11 protein-coding genes and 1 riboswitch are annotated in these 16359 nt (G+C 34.4%); of the genes, 6 read left to right on the top strand and 5 right to left on the bottom strand.

The genetic code is table 11. The features are described from left to right. Positions 1 to 241 precede the first annotated feature (241 nt). The 3 genes from OWO01_RS03540 to OWO01_RS03530 form a co-directional block, all read right to left on the bottom strand. A complete protein-coding gene (locus OWO01_RS03540) occupies positions 242 to 1297 on the bottom strand; it encodes an ABC transporter ATP-binding protein (protein WP_268779051.1) in 1056 nt (351 codons plus the stop codon). Between the two features lie 295 nt (positions 1298 to 1592). After that, positions 1593 to 3653 (bottom strand): substrate-binding domain-containing protein, encoded by a 2061-nt coding sequence (locus tag OWO01_RS03535; RefSeq protein ID WP_268779050.1) that lies wholly within the window; start codon positions 3651 to 3653, stop codon positions 1593 to 1595. 167 nt (positions 3654 to 3820) lie between these two features. Then, positions 3821 to 4426 carry a DUF3267 domain-containing protein gene (locus tag OWO01_RS03530; protein WP_268779049.1) on the bottom strand — a complete coding sequence of 202 codons (606 nt, stop codon included), beginning with the start codon at positions 4424 to 4426 and terminating at the stop codon, positions 3821 to 3823. Between the two features lie 498 nt (positions 4427 to 4924). Then, a riboswitch (TPP riboswitch) is annotated at positions 4925 to 5029 on the top strand. A gap of 104 nt (positions 5030 to 5133) precedes the next feature. On the opposite strand from OWO01_RS03530, the gene tenA reads away from it, so the two are divergent. Further along, complete coding sequence (gene tenA, locus OWO01_RS03525; protein WP_268779048.1) at positions 5134 to 5817, top strand: thiaminase II; 684 nt, start codon at positions 5134 to 5136, stop codon at positions 5815 to 5817. 136 nt (positions 5818 to 5953) lie between these two features. Further along, positions 5954 to 6433, top strand: a complete 480-nt coding sequence (locus tag OWO01_RS03520; RefSeq protein WP_268779047.1) for a DUF456 domain-containing protein — start codon at positions 5954 to 5956, stop codon at positions 6431 to 6433. 302 nt (positions 6434 to 6735) lie between these two features. Here OWO01_RS03520 and OWO01_RS03515 read toward each other — a convergent pair whose 3' ends face one another. Further along, entirely contained in the window at positions 6736 to 7113 is a 378-nt protein-coding gene (locus OWO01_RS03515) for an ArsR/SmtB family transcription factor (RefSeq protein ID WP_268779046.1), read from the bottom strand. A gap of 100 nt (positions 7114 to 7213) precedes the next feature. On the opposite strand from OWO01_RS03515, the gene OWO01_RS16105 reads away from it, so the two are divergent. From OWO01_RS16105 to OWO01_RS03500, 4 genes are read left to right on the top strand one after another with little or no spacing between them, the layout of a single operon-like run. Then, positions 7214 to 7750, top strand: coding sequence for a 4'-phosphopantetheinyl transferase superfamily protein (locus tag OWO01_RS16105; RefSeq protein WP_418936194.1), 537 nt, complete (start codon positions 7214 to 7216; stop codon positions 7748 to 7750). Continuing rightward, entirely contained in the window at positions 7734 to 11606 is a 3873-nt protein-coding gene (locus tag OWO01_RS03510) for a condensation domain-containing protein (RefSeq protein WP_268779045.1), read from the top strand. The genes OWO01_RS16105 and OWO01_RS03510 overlap by 17 nt, the downstream gene beginning before the upstream one ends. Further along, entirely contained in the window at positions 11587 to 12288 is a 702-nt protein-coding gene (locus OWO01_RS03505) for an ABC transporter ATP-binding protein (RefSeq protein ID WP_268779044.1), read from the top strand. Before OWO01_RS03510 ends, OWO01_RS03505 begins: the two co-directional genes overlap by 20 nt. Next, positions 12282 to 14594 (top strand): ABC transporter permease, encoded by a 2313-nt coding sequence (locus tag OWO01_RS03500; RefSeq protein WP_268779043.1) that lies wholly within the window; start codon positions 12282 to 12284, stop codon positions 14592 to 14594. Before OWO01_RS03505 ends, OWO01_RS03500 begins: the two co-directional genes overlap by 7 nt. A gap of 191 nt (positions 14595 to 14785) precedes the next feature. On the opposite strand, the gene OWO01_RS03495 is transcribed toward OWO01_RS03500, so the two are convergent. Beyond that, complete coding sequence (locus OWO01_RS03495; protein ID WP_268779042.1) at positions 14786 to 16351, bottom strand: ATP-binding cassette domain-containing protein; 1566 nt, start codon at positions 16349 to 16351, stop codon at positions 14786 to 14788. Positions 16352 to 16359 lie beyond the last annotated feature (8 nt).

The following is a 16359-nucleotide window of genomic DNA, read 5'->3' as shown; positions in this document are numbered from 1 at the left end:
TTTTGTATTGCAATGATATTCATTCTCAATTACTAACATTGTTTAGTCTACCGTAACTGATAATCATTGTCAATAAGATTTTAATCATTGGTTAGCTATTCGTTTAGTTTTTACAATTCTGTCTCAACGAATACTTATATTTGAATAAGTTTTCCTTTTATGTTGGTTTCACTTTTTCCCGTGTAAAAAAGCCTACTTCCAAGAAGAAAGCAGGCCACTTATGTGTAATGATTTATATTCTTTAATTTACTAATGCGACTAATTCAGGGGTTATATTAAACGTAACAGCACTACCGATTTCAATATCTTGTTCGATAGGAGCATAAATAACCATTGGTTGGTTAGGTGTGTGGTCTGATTGTAATCGAACATGAAGTTCTTGGTATTCACCACTGTACGTAGCTTGTTCTACGATACCCGCATAACGACCGTACTCTGCCAGGCGGCAACCTTCTGGACGAATTGATACAACAACATTTTCACTTTCTTGATTTGTTTGTTGTGGTACACAAACACGACCAAAATGGGTCTCCACATGCTTTAAATCCGGACACAATGTTCCCGAGATTAAGTTTGTTTTGCCAACGAATTGCGCAACAAAACAGTTCACTGGACAACGGTAAATTTCTTTCGGTGCTGCAATTTGCTGAATCACACCTTCATTCATTACCACAACACGATCGGACACTGTAAACGCATCTTTCTGATCATGCGTAACAATGATTGCTGTTGCATTAGCTTTTCTCAAGATATTCGTAACATCAAAGCGCATTTTTTCTCTTAATCCTGCATCTAAGTTACTAAACGGTTCATCCATTAAAATAACTTTCGGGTTTGGTGCTAATGCACGTGCTAAAGCGACGCGTTGTTGCTGACCTCCGGATAATTCGCTTGGTAATCGTTGACCAAAGTCACCTAACCCAACTAACTCAAGGACTTCTTGAACACGTTTTTTCTTGTCTCGTGCTTTCCATTTATTTAAGCCGAACATGACATTCTTTTCAATCGTTAAATGAGGAAATAAGGCATAATCTTGAAACACCATCCCGATTCCTCTTTTTTCGGGCGGCAACGATCGACGGTCATCATAAACAACTTCATCACCAATTCGAATTTCACCTGCTGTCGGTTGCTCAAACCCAGCTAACATCCTAAGCGTTGTTGTTTTACCACAACCACTTGGCCCTAACAAAGTGATAATTTCACCTTTTGAGATTTCTAGGTTTAGATGGTCGACTGCAGGTACAACTGCTCGATTATAATATTTGGTTACATTTTGGAATTGAATAAAACTCATAGCTGATTCCCTCCTTGCCGCTTCCTAATTCTACTGATAATGATATTCATTCTTAAATTTTATCACAGGATCAAATGAAGCGTCAATGAAGGGCAAAACCATTTCAATAGGATAAAGCAGAAAAAACCACCCGTGCCTCTTTTAAAAAACAAATTAGAAGCTTATTTTGTAAGGAGCTGATGGGGACAAGCTAATATTGTCATAAAGCTAATTTTTGAGCTTTCTAATCTTACAACAAAAGGGGCAGATCCCTTCGATAGACAACCGTCCATCAATAGGATCTTACCCCTTCCTTCTATGCTTTCGCTAAAACTTTTGCATTGGATTGATTAATTACATACGTGTTAAGTAATTCAGACTCCTTAATTTGTTTTCCTGCGTCTTTTCTAGAGAATTGTTTAACAGCCATTTCACCAAATAACATTTGCCTTTGTGCTACAACTGCTTCCAATAATCCATCATTTAAATGGACGATGTTATCTGGGTTATTATCAAATCCAATGAACGTAATTTCCTGTTCTTTAGGAAACTTATGATTAGAAATTACATTTCCAAAGTCACCATCTAAACCTACCATAATATTAATATCATTATGTTTATTATATGCTTTTTCTATATCTTTAAGACGGTCATGATAGTCGTTGATTCCAGACTGCACCGCAACAATCTCTTTCTCTCCATTGCCTTTTAACACTTCTTGAAGCCCTTTAAAACGTTGGGACAAATTATGTGCCTCGATGTTCGTTGCACTCACTAACACTTTTCCTCTTCCTTGCACCGTTTTCAGAATCAGTTCTCCGATATTTTTACCAGCCTCATAGTTGTCTGTTCCTATATAACTAACTCGTTTACAATTAGGAATATCGCTATCGATGCAAATCGTTTGGATTTGTTTTTCGGCTAATTCGTTTACAATTGGAGCAAGCTTATCGATATCGGCAGGAATTAAAATTAAATAATCGATTCCTTCTTTCACTAAATGCTCGATCGCTTCTATTTGCTCTTTTACTTGATTATTGTTGATATGTTTATCCACGAATTCATAACCATACTTTTGAGCCATCTTTCTAGCATTGCTCACCATTTCTTTGGTAAATGGATGTTCTTTATGCAAATTACTCACAAATCCCATTTTTTTCGTTCTCTGATTTTCTTGATCTACTTGATAGTTGTCTACTGTCTCCCCTACTTTTGCAACAACATCTTCTAAAGTATTCGACAGATCAAATAATGCTTGATTCGACTGTTCTTGTTGCATACTTAATGATGCCGCTTCTTCCGTAGAGGCCGCAGTTTCTTGTGCTACTGCAGCAATATTAGTAATAGCGTGCATAATCGATGCTCGAGAACGATCGAGTGCTCCCATTTGTTTGCGAATTTCACCTTGTCTGCTAGATAAACTATAAATAGTAGAATCTATCTGATCAAACGATGTATTTACTTGCTCGATTGTCTCCTGTTGAACCTCAAACTTTTCATAGGTTACTTGGATAGAATCTACAACTAAAGAAAATTCCTTATTCACATCTGCAATGATTTTTTCTATCTCTTCAACAGAGGAGAAACTTTGATCAGAAAGTTTACGGATTTCATTGGATACCACTGCAAATCCTTTTCCAGATTCGCCTGCACGTGCAGCTTCAATCGATGCATTTAGCGATAATAGATTGGTTTGACCCGCAATATCATTAATCACACCGATGGTACGATTAATTTCATTTACGCTTGCTTTGAGCTTCTCGACCTGTTGAATTACATGCGTAAGCTCTTCTTTTGTAACATTACTCGAATCAATCGTATTGGATAGTTTGACATTTCCTTGTTCTTTTAATGATTGTAAGGATTTTATTTCCTGGTCCATGTTATCAATAGCGATGAGCATCTGTTCAACTTGATCCGATAAATCCGAAGTAGTACGACTACTATTCTCCGCATCGCTTGCTTGCTCTTGAGCTCCTTGTGAAACAGCTAGATTAACTGCCGTCATCGACTTCGATATTTCGGAAGATTCAGATGCCGTTTCATTTACTACATTAGCCAATCGCTTGATTTCTTTTATTGAATTTTGAAAGCTCTTAATTGTTGAACTGAATACTTGATAAATATACGCCATATTTTCATTCGAGTTCGTAATTTGCTTCCATTCTTCCGTTAAACGAAGGTCTTTCCTCTTGAGTAAATCAACCGCTTCTTGGTTCTTATCGAGCTTGCCTTTTCTGCGATAAATTTCGTTACCAAACGACAGACATAATACAAGAACAAGCACGATTATACTGGCAAAAGAGAAATAAAATTGAGCGATAATACCTACGGCAACTAATAACACCATAAAACCTAAATACCATTTACTATTCATAAAGTTCCGCCCCTTCTGTGTAACCGCATACATTATAGTAATATTATACCACAAACCTTAATCAAGCTGTGTCACAATTCGTAAATGTTTCGGTGCCTGTCACCGCCCGAAGTATGTATTATTTTGTCGATTTATTTGTGTGGAGTGGACAGGGTAACATGACTCATCTATTTATTCGGAATATACCAATAAGAATTCATCCCCGAAAGTTGTTGGATAGATCCTTTTGGCATTTGAAATACTGCGTTGAATACATTTAGGTAATCACCAATACCAAATAACAAACTTACACTTGCAAATGTAAATACAATCGCCGTTATCACTAAGCCTTCTGGCATAAAAACCCAAACAATGAGCGGGATTAATCCAAATACAATATTCGGTAATAACGACAAAAAGATAAAACGGTGTTTAGACACTGGTGCAGTGGAAATGACAAAGGCCGTTAACGCTTTTGGGCTAACCCATAATTGTACTTCCTTATCTCTAGGGAATACCATTGCATGCAGAAATTCATGAGGGAGGACCATCAATAGCGCCAATAAAATGCCCCAGATATTTATATAGACCATTTCCATCGAAATTCCCCATAACATAGACTTAATAATAATGGCTAGAATAACTAACATAATCACTGGTATGATAAAAAGTGATGCTACTAAATTCAGCATTTTCAACGTGTTTGGTTCTTTGAATTTGACCGCATGTTCTGGTAGTTCCCCCACCGGAAGCTGATCGTTACTTTTATAAATTCCTTTCCAAACTAAATTCATCACTATCCCCTTTCGGCTACAATCTCATTACTCCTTTTATAGAATGATACTTTTACGTTGCCTTTCAATCTGCTATTCATTATAGTGATTTCCAATCTGTGTTTGACTAGGTTATCCTCAGCATGTTTATCCCGGAGCAACCGTCCGTAAGACTCCCATTTTAAAACAACGAGAAAAGCAAGTTGTTTAAGTGGGAGTAACGGACGCTAGCACCCCGAATGGTTCAAGGGCCTTTAGGTCATCCTTTAGGGCTAACAATCAGAGGGGGAATAACTAAAACCCTCACTGATTGAAGTTTCACTTTATATTGATGCACTCTAATTTTAACATAATTTAACTTTATAACGGAGGGTTTTTTATACTCTGTATAATCATACCACTTCATGCTAGATGACTCACTTTACGTTTGTTTGATGCTTTTACTTTTCATCTTATTGGGAGTACTACAGTTGACAGATGAATCATTTAGTGATTTAGTAGAGATGTAAATGAATATAGGAAGTCCACTAGGGGCGCTTTTATTAGCTGAGATAAGGAATAATCCTTGGTCCCTTTGAACCTGAACTGGTTAATACCAGCGTAGGAAAGTGGAGACGGGATAGCTATGTCTACAAAACCGCTCCAGTTAAAGAGTGGTTTTTTTATTTTTTAAATATCTATCCCGACGATACTTAGGGCTTTCTTCAAATTAATGAGGAGGAGTTACTATGTCATTTTCACAGGAACTAAGAACAGAATCAGAGGTTATTTTTCAAGGGATATTTGAACATCCCTATGTCGATGGTTTGGGTAAGGGGGATGTACCTAAGGGAGCGCTCATCCATTATGTGAAAGCGGATTTTGAATATTTGAATGCATTTATCAATATTTACGGATTAGCGATTGCGAAGAGCTCAAACCGAGAAGATATGGCTTATTTTTATGAACAAATTGGTTTCGTATTAAACAGTGAAGTACATCCGCATAACAACCTATGCCGAGTAGCTGGTGTAGCTTATGACGACTTACAAGGCTATCCCCTTCCACCTACAGCCGATCATTATGTAAGTCATATGAAAAGTGCTGCGCAACAAGGGAGTATGGGTGAGTTATTAGCTGCATTGTTACCATGTCCTTGGACATATCTAGAAATCGGACATTATTTAATCGATAAATATAAACCAGAACCGGATCATCCTTTCTATGATTGGATTACTTTTTATGCCACGGAAGAAGTGGAATCAATCACAACCGAACTTCGTGAAAAACTAGACCAATGGGCACAGAACGTTGGAGAAACGGAAAAAGATAAGGCAAGACAAGCCTTTATAAAAAGTTGTCAATTAGAATACGCTTTTTGGGAAATGGCTTATACTCAAGAAGAGTGGCCGTTTCAAGTAGCAACTAAATGATGGCTTTCTCCATTCTGAACCGAGGAGAGTAAACGTAACTTATCGTCCCTTCCAACTAAGAAGGGACTTTTTTTGGTATACTCGTACATAAAGCATTACGTCGGTGCTGTTAATCTGTGGAAATGAGGTGCAGTTATTGGAGATTATCGTGTGGATACTTATTCTCGTATGTTTTGTATTAAGTTTTGCGGGGATCATCTTCCCATTAATTCCATCCCCACTCGTTTTGTGGATCGGTTTTCTACTATATGTCTTCTTTATTGATGGCGAAAGTTTGTCTTGGATTTTTTGGACAGCTATGATTATTTTAACTATTGTGCTAATCGTCTCTGACATTATTGCAAGTAGTTATTTTGTCAAGATGTTCGGTGGCAGTAAATTAGGGGAAGGAATAGCGGCTATAGGTGTAATCATAGGTTCTTTTCTCCCCCCTTTTGGCATTATCATCGTACCTTTTCTTGCCGTACTTGTAATAGAGTTGCTTCAAAGAAAAGATCTGAAGGATTCCTTTCGAGCAGCAATCGGATCATTGCTTGGTTTTTTGGGAGGCGCTTTTGCCAAAGTAGTCATTCTATTCATGATGATTATATGGTTTTTATTTGCGGTTATTTTTTAATTAAAAGTGGGGCGAGTCGACTTGTTTAGAGAATCTTAGTTAATTGAGAAGATTTATAGTAATTCATTTTAATTGATCGATTTATTATAGTTAATTTTGATTCCTACCCATATCAGGATCCTTATTGATAAAACAAAGAGGAAAGCTTGTGCTTTCCTCTTTCTATGAGAATACAAACCGAAGACTGTACTCTATCATTGAATGTTTGATTGTTAAGTAAAGTTATTTAGGCTAAATGAAATTATTACTGACCCAGATGCACTGTTTGCTAATTAATAATGGGTGCTTTCTCTTCAAAGTAACTAACTCGTACCTTCAGATGCATGTTGAAAAGCCAAATCTAATATCTCTACTACATGGTGATCTGCCAATTGATAATAGACAATTTTACCATCTCTTCTGTATTTAACAAGATTTGTCCTTTTTAAAACTTTCAAATGATTAGAAACGATTGATTGTTCTACTGACAATAAATGAGCTAAATCATGCACACAAACTTCTGCCTCTCTCAATATCCTAACAATTTTCAGACGAGTTGGATTTCCTAAAACTTTAAAAATTTCAGATATAGTATTATAATCCTCGCTTACATTTAAAACAGATTCTACATAATCAACAATATCATTGTGAATTGTTTCATCTGAACATATTAGTTGTTTATTCCCTTCCTGCTCATCCATTTTATTTACTCCCTATCTCTATAAAAATTTGATGCAACCAAAATTTTGATACTTTATTATATCACAAAAAAAAATTTAACACTTGAATAATCAAAAACATATGTTAATATTGACATATGTTTTATTTTACATATGTTTTAAAAAGGAGGCATGCTGTATAAAAATATTATTTATTTTCTCTAATGGGGATTTCGACCAACCGAAGTTGCATTTAAGAAATTTATGTTCAACATTGAGCAATTATACTTATTCATCTAGATCTTACTCTTATAACTACGGTGTTGCAGTATTATCAGATTTCCCCATTTCTATCGATATTGAAAAAAGAAGAAGTTTAAATGAAAACCGCTTGAATAGACTTATCCATTTCTCATGTAATGATAACGATCAAGTACTTCTGAAATCCGGGGTCTCATTTTTGCAAATTTGGACAATAAAAGAAGCCTACGCAAAATTTTTAAGGAAGGGGTTGTTTTTGGACTTTAAACAAATAAGTCTTGAAAAAGTGAAAAATAATCATTATATTGTAAGGCATTTTGGATTAGAAGATCTCCATGTTTCAACTTTATCTGGGTCAACTTGTTTCCTTGCCATAGCATATCAAATAGGGAGTGATTATTATGATAAAAATGACTGAAGTTCAAAAAGCATATTTGTTAGGACGAAACGGGGTTTTCAACGGAAGAACAGGAACACACCTTTATGCAGAACTAAAATTCAAAGGGAATATCAATAAATTTAATGAAGCTTTAAACAAAGTGATTAGCATACAGCCTATGCTACGAGCAAGGGTTCATGATATGGAGCATTTCTGCATTAGCGAACAGTTAAATTATTCTATTGCTATTATTCACGCTTCTAATGAGGGTATTAGAAAAACGATACAGGACAAAAGAGAAGAACTATCACACAAACTGTATTCTTCCTCTGATTATCCCTTCTTTACCATTGAAGCATTAGAAGAAGAGAAAGACACTTATACTATTTTTGTTAGCTTTGATTTACTAATAGCAGATGGAATGAGCTTATTTCAATTATTAGATCAAATAAAAAATTGCTATATGAATGATAACTATATTCTTAGTGATATGAAAGAAAACTTGGATTATATCCATTCAGAGTATCATAAGGAAAAACAAACAGCAAAATATGATAAAGCAATAAAGTATTGGCGAGAAGAATTAGATACGCTACCAAATGCACCTACTCTTTTAATAAACGAAGAGAAAGTTCATATTAGTAAGTTCGAACGATTAGAACATACTTTGTCAAAAGAGCATTATGACAAAATAGTCGAAATAGCTAATCATTTAAAACTTTCCTTAAATAGCATTTTTATGACATTTTATTGTTCTACACTACAAAGGTGGTCAGAGAATAAAGATTTTACTATTAATATGACAACTTTTAAGCGGCCAAGAAAAGAAGAGTATAGAAAAGTAATTGGGGATTTCACAAGTACTTTATTGATTAAAAGTTCTATCGATAATACACGTAATCTAAGTGATAATGCTAGAAAAATCCAAAGTCAGTTGTTTAAAGCTTTTCGAAATTCCGCATTTGAGGGTATTGAAGTACTTAGAGAGATAAGTAAAAACCCTGAAAAGACTGGATTAATGCCTTATGTATTCACTTCTATGCTATTTGAATTTGATAACTTTAACGATTTCATTAAGATTGATTACTGGCTTTCACAAACCCCTCAAGCATATATAGATTGCCAATTGAAACTTATCAATGGTGATCTGCATATTAGTTGGGATTATCTTGAAGATATATTTGATAAACAACAAATCAGTAGCATGTTTGAGTATTTCACTATGCATTTTGACAATATGATAAACGATCTTGAAGAAACGTTAGCGACCGTTGATAACAAGAAAAATGTAACGACAGAGAAGATTTATCTTGCATATAACAATACCGCTAAAAAAATTATGAAAAAAAACGAAAACATTTTAGATAATTATTACCAAACATTACACTTGCTGAAGAATGAAGTTGCCTATGTCACGAAAGATGATAGCATAACCTTCAACGAGCTAAACATACAAAGTGATATTTTAAAGAATAAAATTCTGAAAATTAAAAAAGAAAGAAACCTGAAGAAAATACGAATTGCGATAATTGGAACCAAGGACTTAGGTAGCGTAATCGCCATGCTTGCTACGATAAAATTAAAAGATTCTTTTTGCTTTCTATCACCAGACATTTCGCATAGCAGGTTAGAAATAGTAAAAAGTTTGACGAATTACCAACTTCTTATCAAAAATGGTGAAATACATCTACACGAAACCATATTTTCTGTTCCCATTCTTGATGAAGAACTCTACACTGTATTCACTTCCGGTACAACCGGAACACCTAAAGGGATATCAATTAATGAGTCGGCAGTATTAAATACGATTTTCGATATTAAACATAAAACAAACTTATGTTCAAACGATGTTATTTTTAATATTTCCGAACTGACTTTTGATTTATCCATATTCGACTTACTAGTCCCTTTACTATTTGGTTGTAAAACGGTCATTTATAACCAATTAGAGAAACTTGAAGCTTATCGTATTTTTTACAACCAAATCACATTATGGAACTCGACTCCAGGACTATTGCAAGTATTTTTAAATAAACTGACCCATCCATTGCAAAATTTACAATCCATTTTAATTAGTGGCGATTTTATCCCGAAACAGCTTGTTAAAAACATCAACAATGTTGCAACAAATGAAGAACTAAAGATTTACAGTTTAGGAGGCGCTACAGAAGCATCTATCTGGTCGATCTATTATCCTTTACACAGACTTAACGAAGAGAGAATTCCCTATGGATATCCTTTAGCTAATCAACAATTATGTATCCTCGATAGTATAGACAAACTAGCTGAACCCTTTACCACTGGTGAGATTTGCATAATGGGAGAAGGGTTAGCCAATGGTTATTTAAATACTAATGATAATGACGGAACCTTCTATTCACACGGATCTTTAGGCAAGATTTATCGGACTGGGGATAAGGGTTATCTCCACAATAATGGTTACATGGTTATTCTTGGACGTATAAAAAATGAACTCAAAATAAACGGCTATCGGATTGACTTAATAGAAATAGAGAATGCCTTGAAAAGAATTACAACCATAACAGATGTTAAAGTTTCAACTAGAAAAAACCATGCAAACAAAAACAGTTTAATAGCAGTGTATACAACGAAGAGTGAACAATCCATTGAAGTAGAAAAGATAAGAAATAGTCTGAAAGAGCACTTACCTGGTTATATGATTCCATCCATGTTTTATCGAATAAATCAGATACCTTTAACTAGTAATGGAAAAGTAGATACCAAAAAAATTAATGAAATGATTAAAGAAAAGGCTACTACTGAATTATCAAGTGAAGAAAAAGAATTACTGAATATTTGGATGCAAGTTTTGGAACATTGTGATAACAATTCGATTTCTATAACTAGCTTAGATACTTTCTTTGGTGTAGGAGGGGATTCCATATTACTCCCTGAACTATTATACACAATTAATAAAACGTATAAGGTTTCTATTACCATTGAAGATTTATTAAATCACTTTACTTTATCCGAACAAGCCACTTTTTTAAAAAAATTAGCTTCTACACCAAAACAAATAAAGGGTGAAGAACATAAACAATTAGTCCAACTTTCCAAAGGCAATTCAAATAAAAATATTATCTTAGTTCATGCTGGAAGCGGAGAAATAGGTATCTATACTGAATTAGCTAAACTGATAGACTCAAAATACAACGTCTATGCAATCAAGTTCAACAAGAATTATTCTGATATTTCATTAAGAGAATTTAATTTTGCAAGTTTAGCTACTGAATACAATTCACTTTTGGATGATTTTAACACTATTGATTTGATCGGGGGATGGTGTATCGGAGGAGCAATTGGTTTTGAAATCGCAAATATAAATTCCAAAATTAAAAATGTACTATTAATAAATACGCTCCCTCCCTTAACAAAAGAAAAACCAGTATTCAAAAACAATCTATTTGCTGAAAAACTATTTGTGTCTAAACACTTCAATATTGATGTTTCAAAAATTCTTTCCATTGAAGAGTTGTGGGAAACGGTTTTAGATCTTTTAGAAAATAATTTAGCATTAATGCCCAAGTTGCTATCTATTATTCCTCCAGAACTTTCTAGACTAATTCCTTATTTCGGAGAAAACAATCCTAGAGAACTTATCTACTATGTTAATCTCTTTAGAAGTTTTGAACACACAAGGTTTACCTATACAACCAAACGAGTAATAGAACAACCCATTTTATATATTGGTGCTAAAGATGAGGTAGTGCCTGGGTATAAACAATGGAAAGATCACACAGTCAGTAGGTGGGTAGAACAACAAGTGACTGGAGACCATACAACCATTTTTGAAAAAGAAAATATTTATGCGTTAGCGGAATCAATAAACTCTAACTTAAGGATAGGTGAGGTAGATGGCGTACATTACTTTTAAAGAAGTATCGAAGAACTATACTAATGGTGAGGTAGCTGTTAGCGCTACTCAACAAGTATCATTCGAAATTGAAAAAGGAGAATTTGTCGTTATTTTGGGACCAAGTGGCGCGGGAAAAACAACTGTATTAAACCTATTAGGTGGAATGGATACTACCTCTTCAGGAAAGATAACCGTGGATAATCAAGAAATTTCAAACTTCAGTAAGAAAAAGCTTACAGACTACCGAAGAAACGATGTGGGTTTCGTATTTCAATTTTATAATTTAGTTCCGAATTTAACTGCTCTAGAAAATATAGAATTAGGTGCAGAAATATCTAATAACCCTTTATCCGCAACTGAAATGCTAAATAAAGTTGGGTTGGGTGAACGTTTACAGAGCTTCCCCGGTCAACTATCTGGTGGAGAGCAGCAAAGGGTAGCTATTGCAAGAGCATTAACGAAGAACCCCAGATTATTATTATGTGATGAACCGACAGGAGCTTTGGATTCCAAAACTGGTAAAAATGTAATGATGGTTCTAAAAGAAGTAGCGAACCAACTTGGACACACTTTGATTATGGTAACCCATAATCCTGAATTTGCTAAATCGGCTGACAAAGTAATTCATATGCAAAATGGAAGGATTAAAAAAATTGACATTGTAGAAAATCCGCTTCACTTGGAGGCGTTAGAATGGTAAAGTCCGCGCTACGCACTAAATTTTACCGAGGATTAAAAAACAATCTAGTGCAACTCTTATCAATTACGATAACACTTGCCTTAGGTGTCGGAGTTTTTATTGGACTAGATAGTACGTGGAGAAGTTTAGAAGAATACATTGAAGACCGTTATCAAACTAGCAATATTGCGGATATTGAATTGTATACAAATATAGTTCCTAAGCATAGTTTCGATTCTCTTCTAGAGCACTCCGAAATTAATGGGCATCAAGAGTTGTTAAGCTTCACCGCCGAGCTAGTAAATAAACAAGGAGCGGAATTAGAAGTGAATGGGTTCGCAGATAGCTTAACGATTAGTCAATATGACATCGTAGAGGGAACAGAACCTCTCCATACTGATGAAGTTATCTTAGATAAAACGTTTGCGGAAGCAAATAACATATCGCTTAACGACGAGCTAACACTATCCTATAACGGTGTTACGAAGGCGGTAATCGTAAAAGCGTTGGCTGTCAGTTCATCCTATATTTATACCACACCTGACTCAACAACAGTGGTTCCCAATCATGAAAAATTCGGCTTTTTATACACCGATATCAGCACTCTAACTACATTCACAAATGGGCAGACCGTTGTAAATAAAGTGCTAATTGATGTTGATCATAATCAAGATATTGATTCTGTTAAACAAATAATAGAAAACGAGTACAAGGATATAATCATTGGTAACTTTTCTAGAGAAGAAACCCTTAATGATTTAGCAACCCAACAAAAAATTACACAGTATCAATCAATCGGAAATTTGTTCCCTTTCGTATTTTTCGCTGTTGTAATATTAATGACTTTTTCCACCATGATAAGATTAATAACTAATGAACGTAAACAAATAGGGATTCTAAAAGCACTTGGATTTAGTGAACTCCGCATTATATTACACTATCTATCGTATGGTATATCCGTAAGTGTAATCGGTGTTGTGACAGGCATCTTGTTAGGTTGGCGAATTGTTCCCGTATTTATTTGGAGATTTTTCGAGGAACTCTTTGTTTTAGAAGAAGCCTCGATTGTTCTATCCCAAACGAAGATAATTATTATTTCGGTAATATCTCTTTTAAGTACAGTAATTGCTATTCTAATTATCTGTCTTAGAAATGAAAAAGAAGCGCCCGCTAATCTATTAAGAAACAAAGTAGATACAAAAGGAAATCATATCTTTCTTGAAAGATTTCCTTATCTTTGGAATAGAAATTCCGTTACCAAAAAGCTTCTATTTAGACAAACACTTAAAAACAAAATCCGATTGTTTATGACGGTCATTGGCGTCGCAGGTTGCTCTGCTCTGTTAATTGCTTCTCTAGGGATTCGAGATACGGTAAACGGAGTTGCTGCCAATGTTTATGGAGAGAACTATACGTACGCCCAAAAAATATATATCGCCCCTCAGAGTATTGATGATGACTTCTATACTATCCTTCAATCGAAAGACGGGGAGCGTATAGAAGAGAGAAACCTATCTGTTCAGTCCGCAACAAAGAGGAAAATGGGGACACTCCATGTATTGGAAAACTCTAGTGATTTAATACATTTTTATGATAATGATAATAAAGTCAGTCTAGATAATAATGAACTTTTAATCACCGAAAAAACTGCACAAATTTACAATTTAACTATTGGTGATCAAGTTAGCATTAAGACGATTTTCGATGATGAACTAGATATGAAAGTTTCAAATATTGTAAAAATGAATATAGGCCAAGGTTTTTATATCAATGAATATACGTGGACAGAAATACACCAACAAGAGCTGATCCCAACTGCATTTATTACAAAAGACGATTCACTAGAAATTCCTGAGAATTATGTTTTAAAAAGTATAAAGACACAGACTCAAGAGAGCGATTTTATGGAAAGCATGAATAGCACATTGTCTATTTCAATTATGATGATCTTGGCAGCTGCTTTATTAGCTTTATTGGTTTTATATAATTTAGGCATTCTAAATTTTGCGGAAAGAGAACGTGATTTAGCTACCTTATCCGTGTTAGGTTTTTATTACCATGAACTTAGATATCTATTAGTTTTAGAAAACATATTTTTATCAATACTAGGGATATTAATCGGGATTCCAGGAGGACTCTTATTGCATGAACGAATCTTTTCCAATGCAGGTATGGGAGATGAATTGGATTTTTCTATAATCATCAATTTAGCTAGTGTTGTCATAGCCTTCCTATTTACCTTTGGGATTGTTATTGTAGTAAATATTATAATGAGTAAAAAGATTAAAAGAATTAAAATGACTGAAGCACTTAAAAGTATCGAATAGTATCATTTTTTAGAAACAACCCCTCTTTATAGAAATACACTACAAAGAGGGGTTGGCTTAACATTTTATGGAGAATAAATTGGAACGGGCTCTACACTGATTTTTCTACGCATAACTTGTACATTTAGGGAAGCCTTATTCATTTCTATGAAAACATCCGTTAAGTCTTCAATTCTTTCTAATAGACCTGATTAAGAAAAAGAATAGATTTTATCAAAATACTGCTGAAGCTCTGTATTTAGGTGATGGGTAACAAAAATTACGGTCAAATCTTCGTCAGACAATATATTTTTTTCAACCAAATATGATGTTTTTGCATCCAAGCTACTGGTTCCTTCATCAATGACTAAAATATCCTTCGCATGAAGAAGCCCTCTCCCAAGCTCGACTCTTTGCGCTTGACCACCGGAAAGATGACTTCCTAAGGTTCCTAATTTATTCTCGCTATTTATGTATTGCTGATTCAAATCCATCTTTTCTACTATTTCCTTAACTCGACTATCCGAAAAATCGTCCTCTAATGTTAAGTTATCCTTTAACGTCATATCGAAGACATAGTTTCTTTGTGGAACATACACCATATGGTTTCGGTAAGCTGCTATATTAATTTCGGATATTTCCCTGTTATCGATCATTATTTTCCCCTCATAACCAGATAAATTTCTGACCAATATATTTAAAAAAGTTGATTTTCCTGTTCCACTTTTTCCGATAATGGCGTACTTCCCCTTTTTTCTAAACGTCATATTAGGGATGGTAATACGGTTTTCTCCATACGAATAACACACGTTACAAACATTCAATTCTTTGGAAAAAGCGTAAGGGCTCTGATTAACGTCATGATGTTCGTCTAAACGTTTTACAAAGTCATCCATTTTATCTGTAATCGTCACAGCTGAAGAAAAAAGAGTGATCTGTTCGATGAAAAAGCTCGTATTACCAAAAAAGTTCCCTGTTAAATCTCCGATAGCGAAAATTACTCCAGCTCTTAACTCACCCAACAGTATCATGATTCCTGTCACTAATATGATGCTATACTGAGCAATAACAGACACCCCTCTTATTAATACATTGATGATCGCTTTCTCATTTTGCAGGGAAATTTTTTCTTTTTTTACGGATTGGTTGACAGCATTTAATTTCTTCATAATCATACTCGTCTTATTGTAGGATAATAATAGATCAAAACCTTTTATCCATTCATCTACCTTAGAAATATAGTCTTCGAGCGTTTTGGAAACTTGAATATTCTTTTTATCTAGGCGTTGCTTAAAGCATTTTGGAATGACAAACATAATTAAGGCTATAACAATAGAAATAAGTAACAAAATCCAATGAAAATTAAATATAGCAATTGAAGAAAATATCAGCAATGTCACACTAGACATGCCACCATAGAAATTACCGAAACCCTGCTCTTCAATAATGTTCATATCATTGGTTAACCATGAAATATATTCATTAGGGTTTCTTGTGTGAAATTTCTTGTATGAGCTCTTCACAATCCTATTGACGATTTCTCTTCTTAAAGCAATAATTTGTTGCTGTTTTATAAAGCCAAATAAGAGCGCTATTCCCCATGCAGATAAAGACAGGATAAAAGCGTGAATAAATTCTGATTGATTTCTATCAATTAAACTATTCATAATCATAGCTAAATAGACAGTAGAAAGAATAATTCCTCCTGATTCTATGCTTGTTAAGACCAGAGCCAAACTATTTTCTTTCCAATATTTTTTAATGATTTTTTTGAGCATAGCACGTC

Origin of the sequence: Natronobacillus azotifigens (genome assembly GCF_026805325.1) — a bacterium.
Lineage (GTDB): Bacteria > Bacillota > Bacilli > Bacillales > Amphibacillaceae > Natronobacillus > Natronobacillus azotifigens.
This window is presented reverse-complemented; position numbering and strand designations above follow the sequence as displayed.

Excerpts from the sequence above, each read along its gene's own strand:
- OWO01_RS03540 (WP_268779051.1), bottom strand. The coding sequence starts at position 1,297 with ATGAGTTTTATTCAATTCCAAAATGTAACCAAATATTATAATCGAGCA.
- OWO01_RS03535 (WP_268779050.1), bottom strand. The coding sequence starts at position 3,653 with ATGAATAGTAAATGGTATTTAGGTTTTATGGTGTTATTAGTTGCCGTA.
- OWO01_RS03530 (WP_268779049.1), bottom strand. The coding sequence starts at position 4,426 with ATGAATTTAGTTTGGAAAGGAATTTATAAAAGTAACGATCAGCTTCCG.
- tenA (WP_268779048.1), top strand. The coding sequence starts at position 5,134 with ATGTCATTTTCACAGGAACTAAGAACAGAATCAGAGGTTATTTTTCAA.
- OWO01_RS03515 (WP_268779046.1), bottom strand. The coding sequence starts at position 7,113 with ATGGATGAGCAGGAAGGGAATAAACAACTAATATGTTCAGATGAAACA.
- OWO01_RS16105 (WP_418936194.1), top strand. The coding sequence starts at position 7,214 with ATGTTAATATTGACATATGTTTTATTTTACATATGTTTTAAAAAGGAG.
- OWO01_RS03510 (WP_268779045.1), top strand. The coding sequence starts at position 7,734 with ATGATAAAAATGACTGAAGTTCAAAAAGCATATTTGTTAGGACGAAAC.
- OWO01_RS03505 (WP_268779044.1), top strand. The coding sequence starts at position 11,587 with ATGGCGTACATTACTTTTAAAGAAGTATCGAAGAACTATACTAATGGT.
- OWO01_RS03500 (WP_268779043.1), top strand. The coding sequence starts at position 12,282 with ATGGTAAAGTCCGCGCTACGCACTAAATTTTACCGAGGATTAAAAAAC.
- OWO01_RS03495 (WP_268779042.1), bottom strand. The coding sequence starts at position 16,351 with ATGCTCAAAAAAATCATTAAAAAATATTGGAAAGAAAATAGTTTGGCT.